Here is a 16,496-nt window from a genome sequence, read left to right as displayed (position 1 = left end):
TGGGGTTTGGTTGTTTACATGCGGGCCACGCCAAAGGTCATGGCGCGGGGCTGGCGGGCTGAAATTTCGGCGCAGGTGTCCAGACAAAACGACAGAACAGACCGGGTGTCACGCGGGTCGATCACGCCATCGTCGAGCACCAGACCACTGGTGTAAAAGGCGTCGGCTTGCGCCTCAAACAGGCCGACGATCTTGTCAAACTGAGCCTGCATCTTGTCGGGGTCGGGGGTAATGCCTTTGCGCGCCATGCCCGCCTCGGCCACGATCTGCATGGTGCGGGCGGCCTGCTCGCCACCCATCACCGCCGTCTTGGCACCGGGCCAGCTGAACAAAAAGCGCGGCGCATAACCTCGGCCACACATGCCATAGTTGCCCGCACCAAAGGATGCACCGCATTGGATGGTGATCTGCGGCACGGTGGCGTTGGTCACGGCCTGGATCATCTTGGAGCCGTGCTTGATCATGCCGCCTTGCTCGCTGTCTTTGCCCACCATGTAGCCGGTGGTGTTTTGCAAATACACAATCGGGTGGCCCAGCTGGCACATCCACTGGATGAAGTGGGTGGCCTTGTTGGCACCGGCCACGTCGATGGGCCCGTTGTTGCTGATGAGGCCCACCGCATGGCCACCGATGCGGGCCTGTGCACACACCGTGGCCGCGCCAAACAGTGGTTTGAATTCCAGAAAGTCCGAATCGTCCACCAGCCGCAAGATGACTTCGCGCATGTCGATGGGTTCGCGGTGGTGTGCGGGCATCAGACCCAGCAGTTCTTCGGCATCGTGGCGTGGTGCCTTGGCATGACGGACCTTTACAGAGGCAGCCCAATCCCAGCGCGCCACCACATCGCGTGCCGTGCCCAGCGCGTGGCGGTCGTCTTCGCACAGGTACTCGCCCAGGCCCGACACGCTGGTGTGCATCTCTGCGCCGCCCAGTTCTTCTTCGGTGGCCACTTCGCCCGTGGCCGCCTTGAGCAAAGGCGGCCCAGCCAAAAAGGCGCGTGACCTGCCACGCACCATGATCACGGTGTCAGACAGGCCCGGCATGTAGGCCCCACCTGCGGTCCCCGAGCCGTGCTGCACCGTGAGCACCGGCAAGCCCGCTGCCGACAGCCGCGCCAGGTTGCGGAACAGGCTGCCCCCCAGCACAAAGCCCTCGACCTTGTACTGCATCAGGTTGGCTCCGGCGCTCTCGACCAGGTGCACAAAGGGCAGTTTGTTTTCGAGTGCGAGTTCCTGTACGCGCAGTATTTTTTCAAGGCCCCGCGCCTGAATGGCCCCGGCCTCGATGCCCGAATCGCTGGCCACCACCATGCAGCGCACGCCACTGATGAAGCCAATGCCCGCGATCATGCCGCCGCCGGGCACCGACTTGGCCGGGTCGGGCGTGTCTTGCATGAAGCCCGCCAAGGCGCACAGGGGCAGAAAGGGGGCACCGGGGTCGAGCAACAAGGCCACACGCTCACGCGGCAGCAATTGACCGCGTTTGTCGAACACGGGTTTGGATTGGGCTGAGGCCTGCGCTGCCCGCTCTTGCAAGGCTTGCCACTGCGCCAGGCGGGCCAGTGCCGCTTCACGCCGCTGTTGCGCCACGGGGCTGTGCGGGTTCCAGGTGGATTCAAACGTCATTGGAAAACCTTGGGGGTGGCGGCGCGGTGAAAACCGTCAAAGGCTTTGACGGCGTCGCGTTGCTGCACATCGGGCGTGGCCACCGTCTGTTGCCAGCCCATGCGCATCTGCGGGCGTGCACCGTCCACGCGCAGCACCGTGCCGCTGACAAAGCTGGCCGCAGGCGTGAGCAAAAACACGATCGCCGCCGAGGTTTCGGCTTCGGTGCCAAAGCGGCCTTGCGGCACGGTCTGGCGCATCTCGCGCAGCATGGGCCCGGCCTCGGGTGGGTAGTGGTCCATGCCGCTGCTGGCGATGTAGCCGGGCGCCACGGCGTTGACGCGTACCCCGTGTGCGGCCCATTCGAGCGCGGCGGTTTCGGTGAAGCTGACCATGCCCGCCCGCGCTGCGCCGCTGTGGCCCATGCCGGGCATGGAGCCCCACATGTCGGCCACGATGTTGACCACCGCACCGCCGTGCGCTTGCATGCTTTGGTTGAAGCACTCGCGTGCCACCAAAAAACCGCCGGTGAGGTTGGTGTCGATGACCGCCTGCCAGCCTTTGGCACTGGTGTTGGCCAGCGGTGAGATGTATTGCCCACCCGCGTTGTTGACCAGGCCGTGGATGCGGCCGCGCTGCTGCACCACCTGCGCGACCATGGCCTTCACATCCCCTTCGTTGCGGATGTCGGTGCTGTGCCAGCTGGCTTGGCCGCCGTCGCCGATGATTTCTTGTGCGGTGGCCGTAAGCTTGTCGGGGTTGCGGCCCACCAGCACCACATGCGCCCCCAGGCTGGCCAGCTCGTGTGCGGTGCAGCGGCCAATGCCTGAGCCGCCGCCGGTGACCAGAATGACCTGGCCATTGAGCAAGCTGGGGGCAAAAATGGATTGGTAAGGTGTGAGGGTGCTCATGGTGTGTCTCTCAAAAACAGGGCGAGGGCGGCCTCGGTCAGCTCGTCCAGGCTGGCGTGGTGGTTTTTCGTCCTGGTGGTTTTCCGGGAAGGGGGCTGGTACCACTGCACCGACCAGTTCAAAGCGCCAAAGATCATCAGCCTGGCCAAACCCACGGGCGCTTGCAGTTGCTCGCTGTCGTGCAGGGCTTGCAGCACCGGTATCCAGGCTGCTTCGTATTCGTCCTTGATGCGCGTGATGGTCTGGCGTTGTTCAGCGCTCAAGGACCGCCATTCGTACAGCATCACCGGGATGAAATCGCTGTCAGGCCCCAGCAGCACATCGAACTGGTTGCGGATCAGCACGCGCAGGCGGTCGCGGTCGGTCTGTTGTGCGCTCAACGTGGCGAAGGCGGCGTTTTGCCGCTCGGCGGCTTGCTTCATTCCCTCGACCATCACGGCCAGCAACAGGTCTTGCTTGTTGCCAAAGTGGTAGAAGGGCGAGCCCGGCTGCATGCCGACCTGCGCTGCGATTTCGCGGGTGCTGGTGGCGTCATAACCTTTGCGGTGGAACAACTGTGCTGCGGCTGCGATCAGCGCCTGGCGGCGGTTGCCGTCATCGCGTTCGTGTTCGGCCTTTTTGGGGCGACCGCGTGCGCGTTTGGGTTCAGCCAATTCGGTCATGGCAGAAAACCTTCGCGACGAGGGCGTCGCTCCCACAGGGGGTGTGGTGACCTGCTTGGCATTCAGCGCCCGGTCAAACCCATGCTGCGCGAGATCACTTCTTTCATGATTTCGTTGGTGCCGCCGTAGATGCGTTGCACGCGGGCGTCGGCATAGGCGCGGGTGATCGGGTATTCCCACATGTAGCCGTAGCCACCGTGCAGCTGCACGCATTCGTCCATCACCTTGCATTGCAAATCCGAGCACCAGTACTTGGCCATGCTGGCAGTAGCCGTGTCGAGTTTGTTGTCCACGATCAGTTCGCAGCATTTGTCCACAAACACGCGGGCCACCTGCACCTCGGTCTGCAGCTCGGCCAGGGTGTAGCGGGTGTTTTGGTAGTTGCCCACGGCTTGGCCAAACACCTTGCGGTCCTTCACGTACTGCACCGTCCAGTCGATGGCCGCTTGCGCCGCCGCAATGCCGCCAATCGCGATTTGCAGGCGCTCCCAGGGCAGCTGTTCCATCAGACAAATGAAGCCCTTGCCCTGCATGGCCGTGCCGCCCAACAGCTGGTCGGCGCTGACCTTGACGTTGTCAAAAAACAGCTCGGACGTGTCTTGCGCTTTGAGGCCCAGTTTCTTCAAGCGCTTGCCCTTTTCAAAGCCGGGCATGCCGCGCTCGATGAGGAACAAGCTGGTGCCTTTGGCCCCGGCGGCCGGGTCGGTCTTGGCCACCAGGATCACCAGATCGGCGTGCCAGCCGTTGGTGATGAAGGTCTTGCTGCCGTTGATTAGGTAGGTCCCATCGGGCTGCAGCAGCGCCGTGGTTTTCACGCCCTGCAGGTCCGAGCCCGCAGCCGGTTCGCTCATGGCGATCGCGCCGACCATCTCGCCGCTGGCCAGCTTGGGCAGGTACTTTTGCTTTTGGGCTTCGGTGCCGTAATGCAGGATGTAAGGTGCCACGATTTCGCTGTGCAGGCCGTAGCCAATGCCGCTGAAACCGGCGCGCGAGAGTTCTTCCATCTGCACCACCGAATACAGCTTGTCGGCATCCGAACCGCCATAGGCCTCGGGCAGGGTCATGCACAAAAAGCCGTTCTCGCCAGCCTTGTTCCAGACTGCGCGGTCCACATAGCCTTGCTCTTCCCAGGCTTCGTGGTGGGGGGCGATTTCCTTGTCCATGAAGCGGCGAAAGCTGTCGCGAAAGGCTTCGTGGTCGGCGTTGAAAAGTGTGCGTTCGATCATGGTGTCACCTGTAGGACTGGAGGGTTGATTTATACAAAGCGTTTGCTTGGTAAAAGTCTATACTGTTTGAAAACCCCCGCAACACAGGGCAAACCCCCTGATGACCCCCAGGAGACAGCATGAGCGAAGCATTTGTTTATGACGCCATACGCACACCGCGTGGCAAGGGCAAAAAAGACGGCAGCCTGCACGAAGTCAAACCCATCAGCTTGCTGTCAGGCGTGCTGCGTGAGCTGCAAAGCCGCAACAACTTGGACACCGCTGCGGTGGACGATGTGGTCATGGGCGTGGTCTCGCCGATTGGCGAGCAAGGCTCGGTCATCCCCAAAGTGGCGGCGCTGGCCGCAGGCTGGGACTGGCGCTGCTCGGGCGTGCAGCTCAACCGCTTTTGTGCTTCAGGCCTGGAAGCGGTCAACACCGCCGCCATGAAAGTGCGCAGCGGCTGGGAAGACCTGGTCGTGGCCGGTGGCCTGGAGAGCATGAGCCGCGTGCCGATCGGCTCGGACGGCGGTGCCTGGGCGCAAGACCCCGAAACCAACAGCGCCACTTTGTTTGTGCCGCAAGGCATTGGTGCTGATTTGATCGCCACCATGAGCGGCTTCAGCCGCCACGATGTCGATGCCTTTGCGGTCGAGTCGCAAAAACGCGCCACGGCTGCGCGTGCGGCAGGCTACTTCAATGGCTCGGTGGTGCCGGTCAAAGACAAGCTGGGCCAGGTCATCCTGGCGCAAGACGAATTCATCAAACCGGGCACCACGGTGGAAACACTGGGCGGGCTCAAGGCTTCGTTTGAACAACTCGGTGCCATGGGCTTTGACGCCGTGGCCTTGCAGCGCTACCCTCAGGTCGAGCGCATCCACCATGTGCACCACGCGGGCAATTCGTCCGGCATCGTGGACGGCGCAGCTGCGGTGCTGATCGGGTCTGAAGCTGCAGGCAAGACCCATGGGCTGACGCCGCGTGCACGCATCGTGTCGGTGGCCTTGTCGGGGGCCGACCCGACCATCATGCTGACTGGCCCCATGCCCGCAGCGCGCAAGGCGCTGGCCAAGGCGGGGCTGACGATTGACCAGATCGATTTGTTCGAGATCAATGAAGCCTTTGCCGCCGTGCCGATGAAGTTCATGCAGGAGATGCATGTGCCGCACGACAAAGTGAACGTGAACGGTGGCGCGATTGCCATGGGCCACCCGCTGGGGGCCACGGGCGCCATGATCATTGGCATCCTGATCGACGAGCTGCACCGCCGAAAACTGCGTTACGGCATGGCCACTTTGTGTGTGGGCGGCGGCATGGGCATTGCCACCATTGTTGAACGCGTTTGACCGGAGAGACAGAACATGATTTTGAAAACACTGCGCTACGAACTGGCCGACGGGATTGCCACCATCACCTTTGACGAGCAAGGCTCGCCGGTCAACACCATGTGCCTGCAATGGCAGGCCGATCTGGCCCAGGCGGCCGAGCAAGTGCTCAAAGACAAAGTCCAAATCAAGGGCGTCATCCTGGCCTCGGCCAAGTCCACCTTCTTTGCAGGGGCCGACCTCAAGGGCGTGATGCGCTCGCAAGCTTCGGACGGCCCGCGTGTCTTCGCCGAGATCGAAGGCATCAAGAAAAGCTTTCGCACCATCGAGACCCTGGGCGTGCCCGTGGTCAGCTGCCTTAACGGCACGGCGCTGGGCGGCGGCTGGGAGGTGGCCTTGATCGGTCATTACCGCATTGCCACGGCCAACCCCAAAACACAGTTTGGTCTGCCCGAAGTCACGCTGGGCTTGATTCCTGGTGGCGGTGGCATCACCAAAATGACGCGCCAGTTGGGCCTTCTGGCCGCGCAGCCCTATGTGCTGGAGAGCAAGCTCTTTGGCCCCGAAGAAGCGCAAAAGCTCGGCCTGGTGCACGAGATCGTGGCCAGCGACGACCAGCTGCGCCCCCGCGCTCTGGCGCACATCGCGGCCAGCCAAGGCCAGCCCGAAGCGGCCCAACACCTGTGGGACCGCAAGGACTACAAAATGCCCGGCGGCACGCCGAGCAACCCCAAGATCGCAGGCATGCTGAGCGTGGCCCCGGCCGTGCTCAAGCAAAAAACACGCGGCCTGTACCCCGCGCCCGAAGCGGCGCTGGCCGCCATGGTCGAAGGCGCGATGGTGGACTTTGACACCGCCATGCGCATCGAAAGCCGTTACCTGGCCGGTCTCATGACCAGCCAGGTGGCGCGCAACATGATCAACACCTTCTTCTTCAACATGAACAGCATCAAGGGCGGCCAAAGCCGACCCAAGGCTGCGCCGCGCTACAAGCCCCAAAAGGTGGGCATTCTGGGCGCAGGCATGATGGGCTCGGGCATCGCGTATTCGCAAGCGAGCCGGGGCATCGCCACCGTGCTCAAAGACGTGAGCATTGAAGCCGCTGAAAAAGGCAAGGCCTACAGCCACAAACTCACGCAAAAGCGCGTGGACAAAGGCCGCATGGCGGCGGATAAACAAGCGGCCTTGTTGTCGCTGATCCAGCCCACGGCCAGCGCCGCAGACCTGAAAGGCTGCGACCTCATCATCGAAGCCGTGTTTGAAAACCGAGAGCTCAAGGCCAAGGTCACGCAAGAGGCTGAGCCCATGCTGGCGGAGGGCGGGTTCTTTGCCAGCAACACCTCCACCTTGCCGATCAGCGGTTTGGCCACGGCCAGTGCCAAGCCCGAGAAATTCGTGGGCATCCACTTCTTCAGCCCAGTGGACAAGATGAAGCTGGTGGAGATCATTCGCGGCGCACAGACCGACGACGAAACGATTGCCCGTGCGTACGACTACGTGCAGGCCCTGGGCAAGCTGCCGATCGTGGTGAACGATTCGCGTGGCTTTTACACCAGCCGCACCTTTGGCACCTTTGTGATGGAAGGCGCGGCCATGCTGGGCGAGGGCATCCCTGCCCCCGTGATCGAGAACCTTGCCATGCAAGTGGGCATGCCTGTGGGCCCGCTGGCCGTGCTGGACGAAACCGCACTGTCCTTGTCGGTACATGTGCTCGACCAGACCCGCGATGACTTCGCCAAGGAAGGCAAGACCTACACCGCCACCCCTGGCGAGCTGCTGGTCGAGCGCATGGTCAAAGAACTCAAACGCCCCGGCCGCGCCGCAGGCGGTGGTTTTTACGACTACCCCGCTGGCCAGAAAAAAGTGCTGTGGCCCGAACTGAAAACTCGCTTTGAAAAGTCAGACGTCAGCTACAGCCTGCAAGACATCAAGGACCGCCTGCTGTACCGCCAAGCGGTGGAGACTGCACGCTGCCTGCAAGAAGGCGTGCTGACCTCGGTGCACGACGGCAACATCGGCTCGATCTTCGGCATCGGCTTTCCGGCCTGGACGGGCGGGGCGCTGCAATTCATCTATGGCCAAGGGGTGGATGCGTTTGCCAAACGCTGCGCAGAATTGGCCGCGGCATACGGCCAGGGTTTTGCGCTGACGGCGGAAGTGATCGCCAGCTTGAAGCAGCACCAGCCAGTGTATTGAGAGGCAGGCCCGATAGGGCTTGCAAAATAAAACGCAGCGCTTGGGTGACTAGGCGGCGTTTTTTGATGGGGGGCGGTGAAGGCGGTTGAGGCTGCTTCGGGCTAAGAGAGTCCGCCTTTCAAAGAGTTATGTGCTCCGTCGGGTTTAGGCTGGGAGCGGACGATCACGGCGGGCATGTAGACAGCAGCAGCCGACTCAAGCGGGCATTTGGCTCCACTCCATAGCGGCCGTTCGTTTAGTCAATTTGCCGCCGCCATCGGCCGTCTCGATAAATTCAGCGATCCGCGGCGGGCTAAGTGCGATGGTCAGCCCAGCGACCAGCCGCCGGAGCCTTGGACCAACTGGAACTTCGTTGGATCGACGTTGATCACTGTGTTGTGCTTGTAATTCTCAGGGTCAAATTCCTTGCGTAAATTGGCGTCGATAGGCGACAGGACGCGCCCACTTCCTGTGCCAGGCTCGATCGGCGAGTACAAATACACGCCGTCGAAGGGATGTCTCTCTCGATCCAGGAAGACGCGCACAAGGTTGATCAAACTCTCGCTTGGCGTGAAGCCCCAGTGCGTGATGTAGGTGAGCAGATGGAGCTCACTTCCAATGCGGCCCGAGTACCGAACTGCCTTCTTGATGATCATGGCAGTTATGATTTTTGCTAGGTCGTAAGGCTTATATGCGGCGGGCACTTTGTCGTAACCCCCGAAAAGTTCTAACGGGGCGATCTCCATGAGCTCAAGCCATGCCTTGTTCCCATTAGGCAAAGTGATCGTGAAATCGAAGTCGTTTTCTGAGTTCTGTACCGGTTCAGACATGAACCATTTCATGCCGCTTTGCGACATCAACATGTTCATCGATGAGATGAAGTCGCTGACCATCAGCACTTCGACTGCGTCCTTCTCTTTTGGGAAGACGATCTTCGCGAATGAGTGACTCACAGTTCCGTCCGTCTCAACGGTCAACTTGTTTGGGCCTAGTATCCCTGTCGGTTTCTTCGCCATCCTGATTCCTTGCCGTGCACGTTACGTGTGCTAGAAGTCGACTTTACCAAGCACCTGCGGTCCTCGAGCGTTCAGCAAACAACTTGGGCGATCAAGGCGTATGGCCGGTTGCCGAGCATAGCAACCCAGGACTGAACGGCAGCTCCCGCTGCACAGCTGACCTTTGACCCGTTGCCCTGAATCCCTACTTGCAGTCACCCCTCAAATCAACCGCTGCTGCAACGAAGCCTCACCCAATGGTCGCAGCCTTGCATAGTCAAGCAGCTCCGCCAATCGTGCACCTTTGCCCTGCCACTCATACACCGCAGCCTCACCCAGCAGCACGTAATGCCAAGGCGGACCGCCGCGTTGGTCTTCGGTGAGGTTGTTGATGCGTTCACACCAAGCCAGCGCGGCTTTGAGTTTGCGTTGCACATTGGGGTGGATGGTTTGTTCCTGGCCTTTGGTTTCGACCAGATACACCGCGCCAGCGGTGCGCACCAGAAAGTCGGGTGAATAGAAGGCGGGCAGGCCATCGTCTTTCACGTAGCGCAGGCGGGCAAAGGTGTGGCGGTTTTCGCTGATCTTGCAAAACGCCAGCACCTGTGTGTCGGCTTGCGCCCAGTGGATGAAGGCGCGTTCCAGCCCGCCGTTGCGGCTGGGCCAGCCCAGCCGGGTGTAGACGCACTTGGACACTTCGAGCGACGCACTCTCGCGCACCATGAGCTTGGGCACTTCGCTCAAATAGCGCAGATGCACTTCGGTTTGGCCTGTGGGGTGCTTTTCTTCCGATTCAAGCAGGCCGACGGCAAACACCTTGGTGATGTGATCCACCACGGGCTGCAACAGCAGCAAGCGCCAGTTTTCATCTTCCAGCGGGTTGAAGGTGCCTGCAAACAGTTGCGTCCAGACGTAGTCGTCGATCCAGCCGGTCAGCTCGGCGGTGTTCACTTGCAGATAGGGCTTGGCCAGGTGCGTGGCAATCTTGTTGCCTTTGGGCAGTGGCTCACTCAGCGCCTGGCTGATGCGCCGCGTCAGGCGCGACAGGTAATCGTTGTAGCCGCTGACGTTCATCACCGCGCCATCCACCCGGTAGTCGCCAAACAGCGTGGCGCTTTGCAGGTCTTGCGAGACAAAGGTGTCACCCTTACCCAGCATGCCCTTGAGCTGGTCCGCCGTCATGGCCGTGAAGGCGGGCAGGGCGGTCACGTCGATCTGGTTGTGGTCGCGCAGTTCGTCGGCTTCTTGCAGGATGAACGGGATGCCGAAGTCAAAGGCTTCAAAGTCTTCGCGCAGTTCAGCCGCGATCACGTCGCCCGTGGCCGAGCTGCCGTCACCGTTGTCATCGCCTGTGGTGCCCGCCAGGCCTTCGTTGATCAGTTCATCATAGAAAGACTGAAACGCCGGGTGTTCCACGATGGACAGCACATCGAGCAAACTGCCTGGTTCTTTGCTGGCCTCGATCAGTTCGCGGTTTTCGCGTTTGATGTCGTTGTATTCCGCGTCGCGCCACATCAGGCGCAGGCCGCGCCCGATGGTTTGCTCCAGCAAAATCTGCGCCTGGCTGGAGCGCAGCGGCACGATGACGCAGATGTTGTTCACGTCAAAGCCTTCGCGCAGCATCAGCACGCTCACGATCACACGTGGGGTGGCGTGGTGGTCCACGCTGAACAGTCGCTCGCGCACAGGCGCCCAGTCTTTTTCGCCCAGTTCAGCCTTTTTGCCCGAGTCGATGGTCATCACCTCGTCTTCGTTCAGGCCTTCCTGGTCGCGCAAAAACTCGGCCACCAGCGGCGACACGGTGGTGTCTTCGCAGACCACCAGCATCTTGGGGTGACGGTGCGGGTCAATCGCCGCAAAGTCTTTTTCGAGCTTGCGCAGTTTGGCCAGGCCTGCCCGCAGCATCACGCGCTGGCCTTCGCTCAGAGCCGGGTTGCCCGATTCATCGCGCTCGGCCTTGAACTCCAGTGGCAATGCGCCGATTTCCTTGCGGCGGTCCAGCACCAGCGACTTGACCAGCCCGGCGCGCATGGCGCTTTTCAGGTCGAAGTCGGTCACGATGTGCGGAAAGAACACCCTGCGCTTGTTTTTTCCCGAGCCTACAGCGTTGTAAGGTGTGGCCGAAAAGTCCACCTGCACAAAGCGGCGGCCCTTGGTCTGGGCGATGCGGCTCAGGCTTTTTTGCCATTCCACTTCGGTGGTTTCGCCCTCGCGCTTGAATTCGTGAATGTGGTGCGCTTCGTCGTTGAACACCATCAGCTCGGGCAGCTGTGCCAAAAACTCCAGCACATTGCCGCGTGCATAGCGGCGGTCCAGCACGTCCAGGCTGTTGCCCGTGGCGCGCCCGGGTGTCAGCGGCAGCACCTGCGCCACCACATCTTGCGGGTCCAGTGGTGCGCCCAGTGTTTCAACTTCTTCAATGTCTTCGGTCACATCGCCACCTTCGGCCAGCAGGTGCCAATTGGTGATGGCGATCATGCCGTTGCCTGTGGCTTTGAGGCCAATGTCGTTCTTGCTGCACACGTTGCCGCGCACAAAGGCAAACACCGATTCGCGGTGCGCCTCGGGGATGAACAGGTCGGCAAACTTGGCCATGTCCGAGCTGGCAAAGTCACGCGAGCCATTGCCACCAGTGACCAACTTGCCGCAAAACGCATCGAGCAAACGCTCATAAACAATCAGGCCCGGCGCCACCACCATGAACTGGCGGGTAAACCGCGGGTCGTCAATGCCTTCGGTCAGTGCAGCGGTTTTGTTGAGCAGCTGCCAGATCATCAGCGCTTGCATCACCCAGGTCTTGCCTGTGCCCGTGGCCATCTTCAGGCAGTACTTGGGGTGGCCATGCTTGTCAGCCGACACTTCGTTCAATCGCGTGCCCGTCAGCAGCGCATCGGGCGCGGCGGCGCGGTACAAGTCCAGCAGCGTCCAGCGGTCAAGGCCTGCGCCCAGCACTTCGTGCGCCACGATGGCGTTCAAAATTGCCTGCTTTTGGCCGGCATGAAAGTTTAAGCCTCCGCCACCTGCGGCGCTCGCACCTCGGGCCATCACCATGTCTTCGCCAAACCACCAGGCCAGCAAATCGGCGGTCGTGGGTGTGACCAGTTCCAAAATGTCTGCTGCGCCCGATTCGAGGCCCAGGCAGAGTTGGTTGGTTTTGGCGGTCAGACCTGCGGCCAGGGCCAATTGGTCATCGGCCTTGTGGGCGGCTGTGGTCATGCGGCCTCCACGACGGCGACCACTTCGGCTTCAAAGCCAAATACATCGACCACACGCACGCACACCTTGCGAGCCTCTGCTTTTGCAGGCACTGTCACTTGCGCCTGCGTGACCACGCGCAGCACATCGGCATCGTTGGCGGTGTTGCCCCGGTAGTCTTGCCAGACCGAGCGGAAGACCTTGCCGTCGTAGTCCGGGTCCACCGCCCAATATTCGATCAGGGCCAGCGGCTCCTTATTGGCCACTTGCTGCAAGGCTTGGCGGTTTGCGTCGTCCAGGTTGATCGCCTCGGGCGAGAGCAACACGTAGTTTTTGAGCTTGACCGTCAATGTTTCGGTTGGAGCTTCTTCACCTACACCGGTAGAAACTTGGCGCGTGATCGGCTCGATGGTCAGGTATTGCAGTGACGAAAAACGCACCTGTCCACGCAACTTGTCGATGCCGCCTTTCTTTTTGAGGCGGTCCATCAGGTCGGGCGGGATCACCAGTACTTCGAGGCGGCTGTCGTTGAGCGCGGTGATGGTCTCGCCAATCGAGGGCTCAAAGTTCCAGCCCAGCACCACCACGCGGTCCCAGCCGCCCATGAGGTTGTCACGCTGCGCGATGGCCTTTTTGAGCGTGGCCATGCCGGTGAGTTTGTTGGGCGAGTCGGCCAGCACCAGGGTCTTGCTGCCTTTGGAGTTGCCATAGGCGTAAGCCGAAATCTGGCCCAAATTGCGCTGGGGATTGACGTCGGCAGGCAAGGGAAGCGCCCCGTAGAGTGACAACACAATTTGCGATAAATCGCCAATGCGGAAGTCGCGGCCCAGCGTGGCCTTGGCGGCTTCAACTTGGTAATCGCCAATGGCTTGGTAAAGGAAGGGCATGGCTTCTTGGTCGATCAGGCGTTTGCGCATGATCATGCAGGCTGGCTTGCCAAGGTCCGAGGTGATCCAGCGGCGGCCTAGTTTTTCGGCAACTGCGGCTGTGGTGCCTGATCCCGCAAAAAAATCTGTGACCAATGCGTTAGGTGAGGTGGCCGACTGGATGACTCTTTGTAAGAGGCGTTCTGGTTTTTGAGTGCCGTATCCAACTGCCTCTTTGCTTGAATCCATAAGGCCGATTCGTACCTCCTCGTCAATCCAAAGACTCCCCACGACCTGACCATCTGTTTTATCTAAGTAGCGCTTTTGATAAACAGCACCCTGCGGTCCTACTACAACATTGCCTAACTTGAATTGCTCGTTGATGCGATCTTGTGTCCATGCCCAATGTCTACCTGTTGGAGGTGCAATTTCCCTTTCGCCAAAACGTCGGGTTGGTCCTGACCCTGGTGCATCCAAGGTAACAAGCCCGTATCGGCCTCCTTCATCTGAGTACTTGTAGGTTTTTTCGACATATTCTGGGGAATGATCCCTGTAAACAAAGTTCACCTCCGCAAGATCTGCATTTTTCGCGAACCAGTACATGGTGTCGTGAACGCTGCCAGTGGGTGTTCCGCCTTTGGGCTTGGTTTTCATCCAAACCACTTCGTTCAACAGATTTCGCTTTCCGAAAACTTCATCCATCACCAACTTCACGTAATGCCCCACATGCCAGTCCAGATGCACGTAGATGGACCCGGTATCGGCCAGCAGCTCACGCATCAAGATCAGGCGCGGCGTGATCATCGCAAGGTAAGAGGCCGTGCCGTCGCTCCAGGTGTCTGAATAGGCGAACTGCTCAATGACTGTAGGCTTTTGCTCGATCTCCACCCCCGGCAGCGTGACCTTGGTGCGGTAGTCGGCCTTGGAGTCAAAAGGTGGGTCGATGTAGATCAGGTCCACCTTGCCGCGCAGGCTGGGCGTGTTGTCGTCCCCCGCCAGCAAGGCCGCCATGGCCAGCAGGTTGTCGCCATAAATCAGCCGATTGGCCCAAGGTGCTTCCTGCGCAGCCCCGAGCGTGGCTTGAGGGCCATCGACCAGGCTGGCTTGCCCCGGTGCAAATACTTCGCGTTGGCTGGCCCGGTTTTGCTGGGCGATCCAGTCTTGCGCTGCGGTGTCACGGGCTGGCAGCACCACTTCACGGGTTTGAAGCCCCACACGGTGGCGGCTCTCGATGCCTTCCAGGATTTTTTCAGCTTGCTTGCGGCCATTGGCTACGATGTCGGGGAGTTGTTCTAGAAGGGATTTGGGCATGTTGTCTGCACAGGCACTACATTCATGAATGCCTGTTCAATCGAAAGTTGAATAGAAAATTCAACCAATAGTACAACACAAAGTTAAATGGATATGGAACAGAAATTTAGTGTTCCTGCATGGATCAAAAGCTTGAATTCTCAGAGCGCTTGCAGGCCGCCATGCGCTCTGCAGGTCTGGAGCCGCGCCCGGCGGTTTTGTTGAATTTGTTCAATACCAATTACTGGGGCCGTTCTGTGACGTTCCAGGCGGTATCTCGCTGGCTGAAGGGGGAATCCATCCCTGCGCAGGACAAGTTGCTGGTGCTGGCCTCAGCGCTTAACGTGGAGCCAGAGGTTCTTCGGTTTGGCAATGCTGTGCGCAAGTCCATTGAGCAGCGCCAAAAACGCTGGGATGACGGCATGGGCTATCTGGAGCGCGAAACCTTCGACGCTTTTTTGCAGCTCCCAGCCGCGCAGCGCAAGATCATTCGCGAAGTGATCCTGACTTTTGCCAAGGCCAATGGGGTGCCAGATGCACCCGCCAAGAAGTAAGGCTTTCTTTGGATCGACAAGTTCGGTGTGCACGTTCTTGTGCCGGTCGTCCGCAGTGCCTTGGTCGCCCAAGGCATGGGGCTTGAATCAAACCGCCTTGACGCGCACCCCACCAATCACCCCCGCCACCAGCAGTGCAATGCCCGCCAGCGTGAGCGGTTCGGGCCACTGGCCGCGCAGCCAGAAGGCGTAAGCCAGGGCTGCTAGCGTTTCGAACACGATGAGCTGTCCGGCCAGGGCGGTGGGCAGCCGTTGGCTCGCGGCATTCCAGCACAGGGTGCCCAGCCAGGAGGCGAACAGGCCAATGGCCATCATGAGGCCGATGAATTCGAGCGGGCGTGGGCCCAGCGGCATGGGCATCGGGTCGTGCGTGACGATGGCCCACAGCCAGAAGGCGGCATAGCCCAGCAGGGCGAGCGGCAAGGTGGCGATGCCTTGTGCTGTGGCCCAGACGCGGGGGTTGCGGTCGGGGTGGCCGCGCAGCCAGTCGGCGTTTTTCAGCGGGTACCAGGTCCAGCACACCACGGCGCCTAAGGCCAGCACGGCGCCCGTGATGTAGCGCGTGGTGTCGGCCGCCGGGTTTTGTACCAGGGCGGTCCACTCCACATGGTTGACGCAGGCGATGCCCAGCAGGATCAGCACCAGCGGCGGGGCGAGTTTCAGCCACGGAAAACGCCCGTCGCGCTGGTGGTTGAGCAGGTTGGCAGAGATGGCGATGACCACCGGCAGCGTGCCGATGATCATGGTGGGCAGCGCCCCGCCTGCGCGCTGGATGGCGCTGGCCAGAAACAGGTAATAGAGCACGTTGCCAATGGCGGCCAGCTTGAGTGCGGCCAGCCAGTCGGCGCGACTTAAGCGACGGATGTCGGCGCGGTCCACAAAGGCCAGGGGCAGCGCAATGAGACCGAAGGCCAGATAGCGGCCAAAGGTGTGCAGCGCGGCGGGGTAGTCGGGCAGCATCAGCGGGCCGACGAATACCAAGCCCCACATCATGCCGGCGGCCAGAGAAAATAAGATACCGCCCCAGAAGGCGCTTGTGTTGTTGGGCATGTTGGGGGTTGTAAACAGGTTCAGGTGCGCCAGGCTGGCAGTTGCCAATTGTGCCAAAGTGCCAGTGCGCGCAAGCCGACGGTGACCACCAGACAGCCCAACAGAGCCACCCAGCCGGGGGCGTCGGTGAACCACAAACCCACATAAGTCCAGCCGCCCGCAAAGGCGCAGACGGCATAGGGGCGGTGGTCCTTGAAGGCGGTGGGTATTTCGTTGCACACCATGTCGCGCAGCACGCCACCAAACACGCCCGTGATCAAACCCATCAGCACGGCGACCACAGGCGGCATGAGCGCCTGCAACGCGTGGTGCACGCCCGTGGCGGTGAACAAACCCAGGCCCAGCGCATCGGGCCAGAGGATGGCTTTTTCGGTGACTTCAAAATGGCGCTGGCGCATGAACAACATGGCCAGCACGCACAGGGCCAACATGCCCCAGAGCATTTCGGTGTGTTGCACCCAAAAGAAGGGCCTTTGATCGAGCAGCAGGTCGCGCAGCGTGCCACCGCCAAATGCGGTCAAAAAAGCCACCACGCACACGCCCACTGCATCGAGCCGCTTGCGCGCGGCCTCCATCAGGCCCGACAGCGCAAAAGCGGCGGTGGCCGACAACTCGACCAACAGGCGCAGGGTTTCACCCCAAGATTGAATGCCATACATGAAGG

12 protein-coding genes are annotated in these 16,496 nt (G+C 60.8%); 3 read left to right on the top strand and 9 right to left on the bottom strand.

Features of this window, described 5'->3' with window-relative positions; translation table 11 throughout:
* Positions 1-14: 14 nt before the first annotated feature.
* From ACZ5VE_RS11750 to ACZ5VE_RS11735, 4 genes are all read right to left on the bottom strand, one after another.
* Positions 15-1,625: an acyl-CoA carboxylase subunit beta gene (locus tag ACZ5VE_RS11750; protein ID WP_464455343.1), complete on the bottom strand. Its 1,611-nt coding sequence runs from the start codon at positions 1,623-1,625 to the stop codon at positions 15-17.
* The gene (locus tag ACZ5VE_RS11745; protein ID WP_464455342.1) at positions 1,622-2,515 is read right to left on the bottom strand and encodes an SDR family oxidoreductase; all 894 of its coding nucleotides are present in this window, start codon (positions 2,513-2,515) and stop codon (positions 1,622-1,624) included. The genes ACZ5VE_RS11750 and ACZ5VE_RS11745 overlap by 4 nt, the downstream gene beginning before the upstream one ends.
* Positions 2,512-3,177, bottom strand: a complete 666-nt coding sequence (locus ACZ5VE_RS11740; RefSeq protein WP_464455341.1) for a TetR/AcrR family transcriptional regulator — start codon at positions 3,175-3,177, stop codon at positions 2,512-2,514. Before ACZ5VE_RS11740 ends, ACZ5VE_RS11745 begins: the two co-directional genes overlap by 4 nt.
* Positions 3,178-3,239: 62 nt before the next feature.
* Entirely contained in the window at positions 3,240-4,403 is a 1,164-nt protein-coding gene (locus ACZ5VE_RS11735; RefSeq protein WP_464455340.1) for an acyl-CoA dehydrogenase family protein, read from the bottom strand.
* Between the two features lie 119 nt (positions 4,404-4,522).
* Between ACZ5VE_RS11735 and ACZ5VE_RS11730 the strand changes: the two genes are divergently transcribed.
* Entirely contained in the window at positions 4,523-5,728 is a 1,206-nt protein-coding gene (locus ACZ5VE_RS11730) for an acetyl-CoA C-acetyltransferase (RefSeq protein ID WP_464455339.1), read from the top strand.
* Positions 5,729-5,749: 21 nt separating this feature from the next.
* Positions 5,750-7,903 carry a 3-hydroxyacyl-CoA dehydrogenase NAD-binding domain-containing protein gene (locus tag ACZ5VE_RS11725; RefSeq protein ID WP_464457494.1) on the top strand — a complete coding sequence of 718 codons (2,154 nt, stop codon included), beginning with the start codon at positions 5,750-5,752 and terminating at the stop codon, positions 7,901-7,903.
* A 305-nt stretch (positions 7,904-8,208) separates the two neighbouring features.
* On the opposite strand, the gene ACZ5VE_RS11720 is transcribed toward ACZ5VE_RS11725, so the two are convergent.
* The 3 genes from ACZ5VE_RS11720 to ACZ5VE_RS11710 form a co-directional block, all read right to left on the bottom strand.
* Positions 8,209-8,898 carry a hypothetical protein gene (locus tag ACZ5VE_RS11720; protein WP_464455338.1) on the bottom strand — a complete coding sequence of 230 codons (690 nt, stop codon included), beginning with the start codon at positions 8,896-8,898 and terminating at the stop codon, positions 8,209-8,211.
* 201 nt (positions 8,899-9,099) lie between these two features.
* Positions 9,100-12,093 (bottom strand): DEAD/DEAH box helicase, encoded by a 2,994-nt coding sequence (locus tag ACZ5VE_RS11715; protein ID WP_464455337.1) that lies wholly within the window; start codon positions 12,091-12,093, stop codon positions 9,100-9,102.
* Complete coding sequence (locus ACZ5VE_RS11710; protein WP_464455336.1) at positions 12,090-14,249, bottom strand: site-specific DNA-methyltransferase; 2,160 nt, start codon at positions 14,247-14,249, stop codon at positions 12,090-12,092. The genes ACZ5VE_RS11715 and ACZ5VE_RS11710 overlap by 4 nt, the downstream gene beginning before the upstream one ends.
* 119 nt (positions 14,250-14,368) lie before the next feature.
* On the opposite strand from ACZ5VE_RS11710, the gene ACZ5VE_RS11705 reads away from it, so the two are divergent.
* Positions 14,369-14,782 (top strand): helix-turn-helix domain-containing protein, encoded by a 414-nt coding sequence (locus tag ACZ5VE_RS11705; RefSeq protein WP_464455335.1) that lies wholly within the window; start codon positions 14,369-14,371, stop codon positions 14,780-14,782.
* Between the two features lie 87 nt (positions 14,783-14,869).
* Here the strand turns inward: ACZ5VE_RS11705 and ACZ5VE_RS11700 are convergent, their stop codons facing one another.
* Together ACZ5VE_RS11700 and ACZ5VE_RS11695 are read right to left on the bottom strand one after the other, a co-directional pair.
* Complete coding sequence (locus ACZ5VE_RS11700; protein ID WP_464455334.1) at positions 14,870-15,832, bottom strand: DMT family transporter; 963 nt, start codon at positions 15,830-15,832, stop codon at positions 14,870-14,872.
* A 20-nt stretch (positions 15,833-15,852) separates the two neighbouring features.
* Positions 15,853-16,491, bottom strand: coding sequence for a trimeric intracellular cation channel family protein (locus tag ACZ5VE_RS11695; protein WP_464455333.1), 639 nt, complete (start codon positions 16,489-16,491; stop codon positions 15,853-15,855).
* Positions 16,492-16,496 lie beyond the last annotated feature (5 nt).

This window comes from Limnohabitans sp. INBF003, assembly GCF_055396645.1.
The sequence above is the reverse complement of the archived record's forward strand: the minus strand, read 5'-3'. Positions and strand labels throughout refer to the sequence as shown.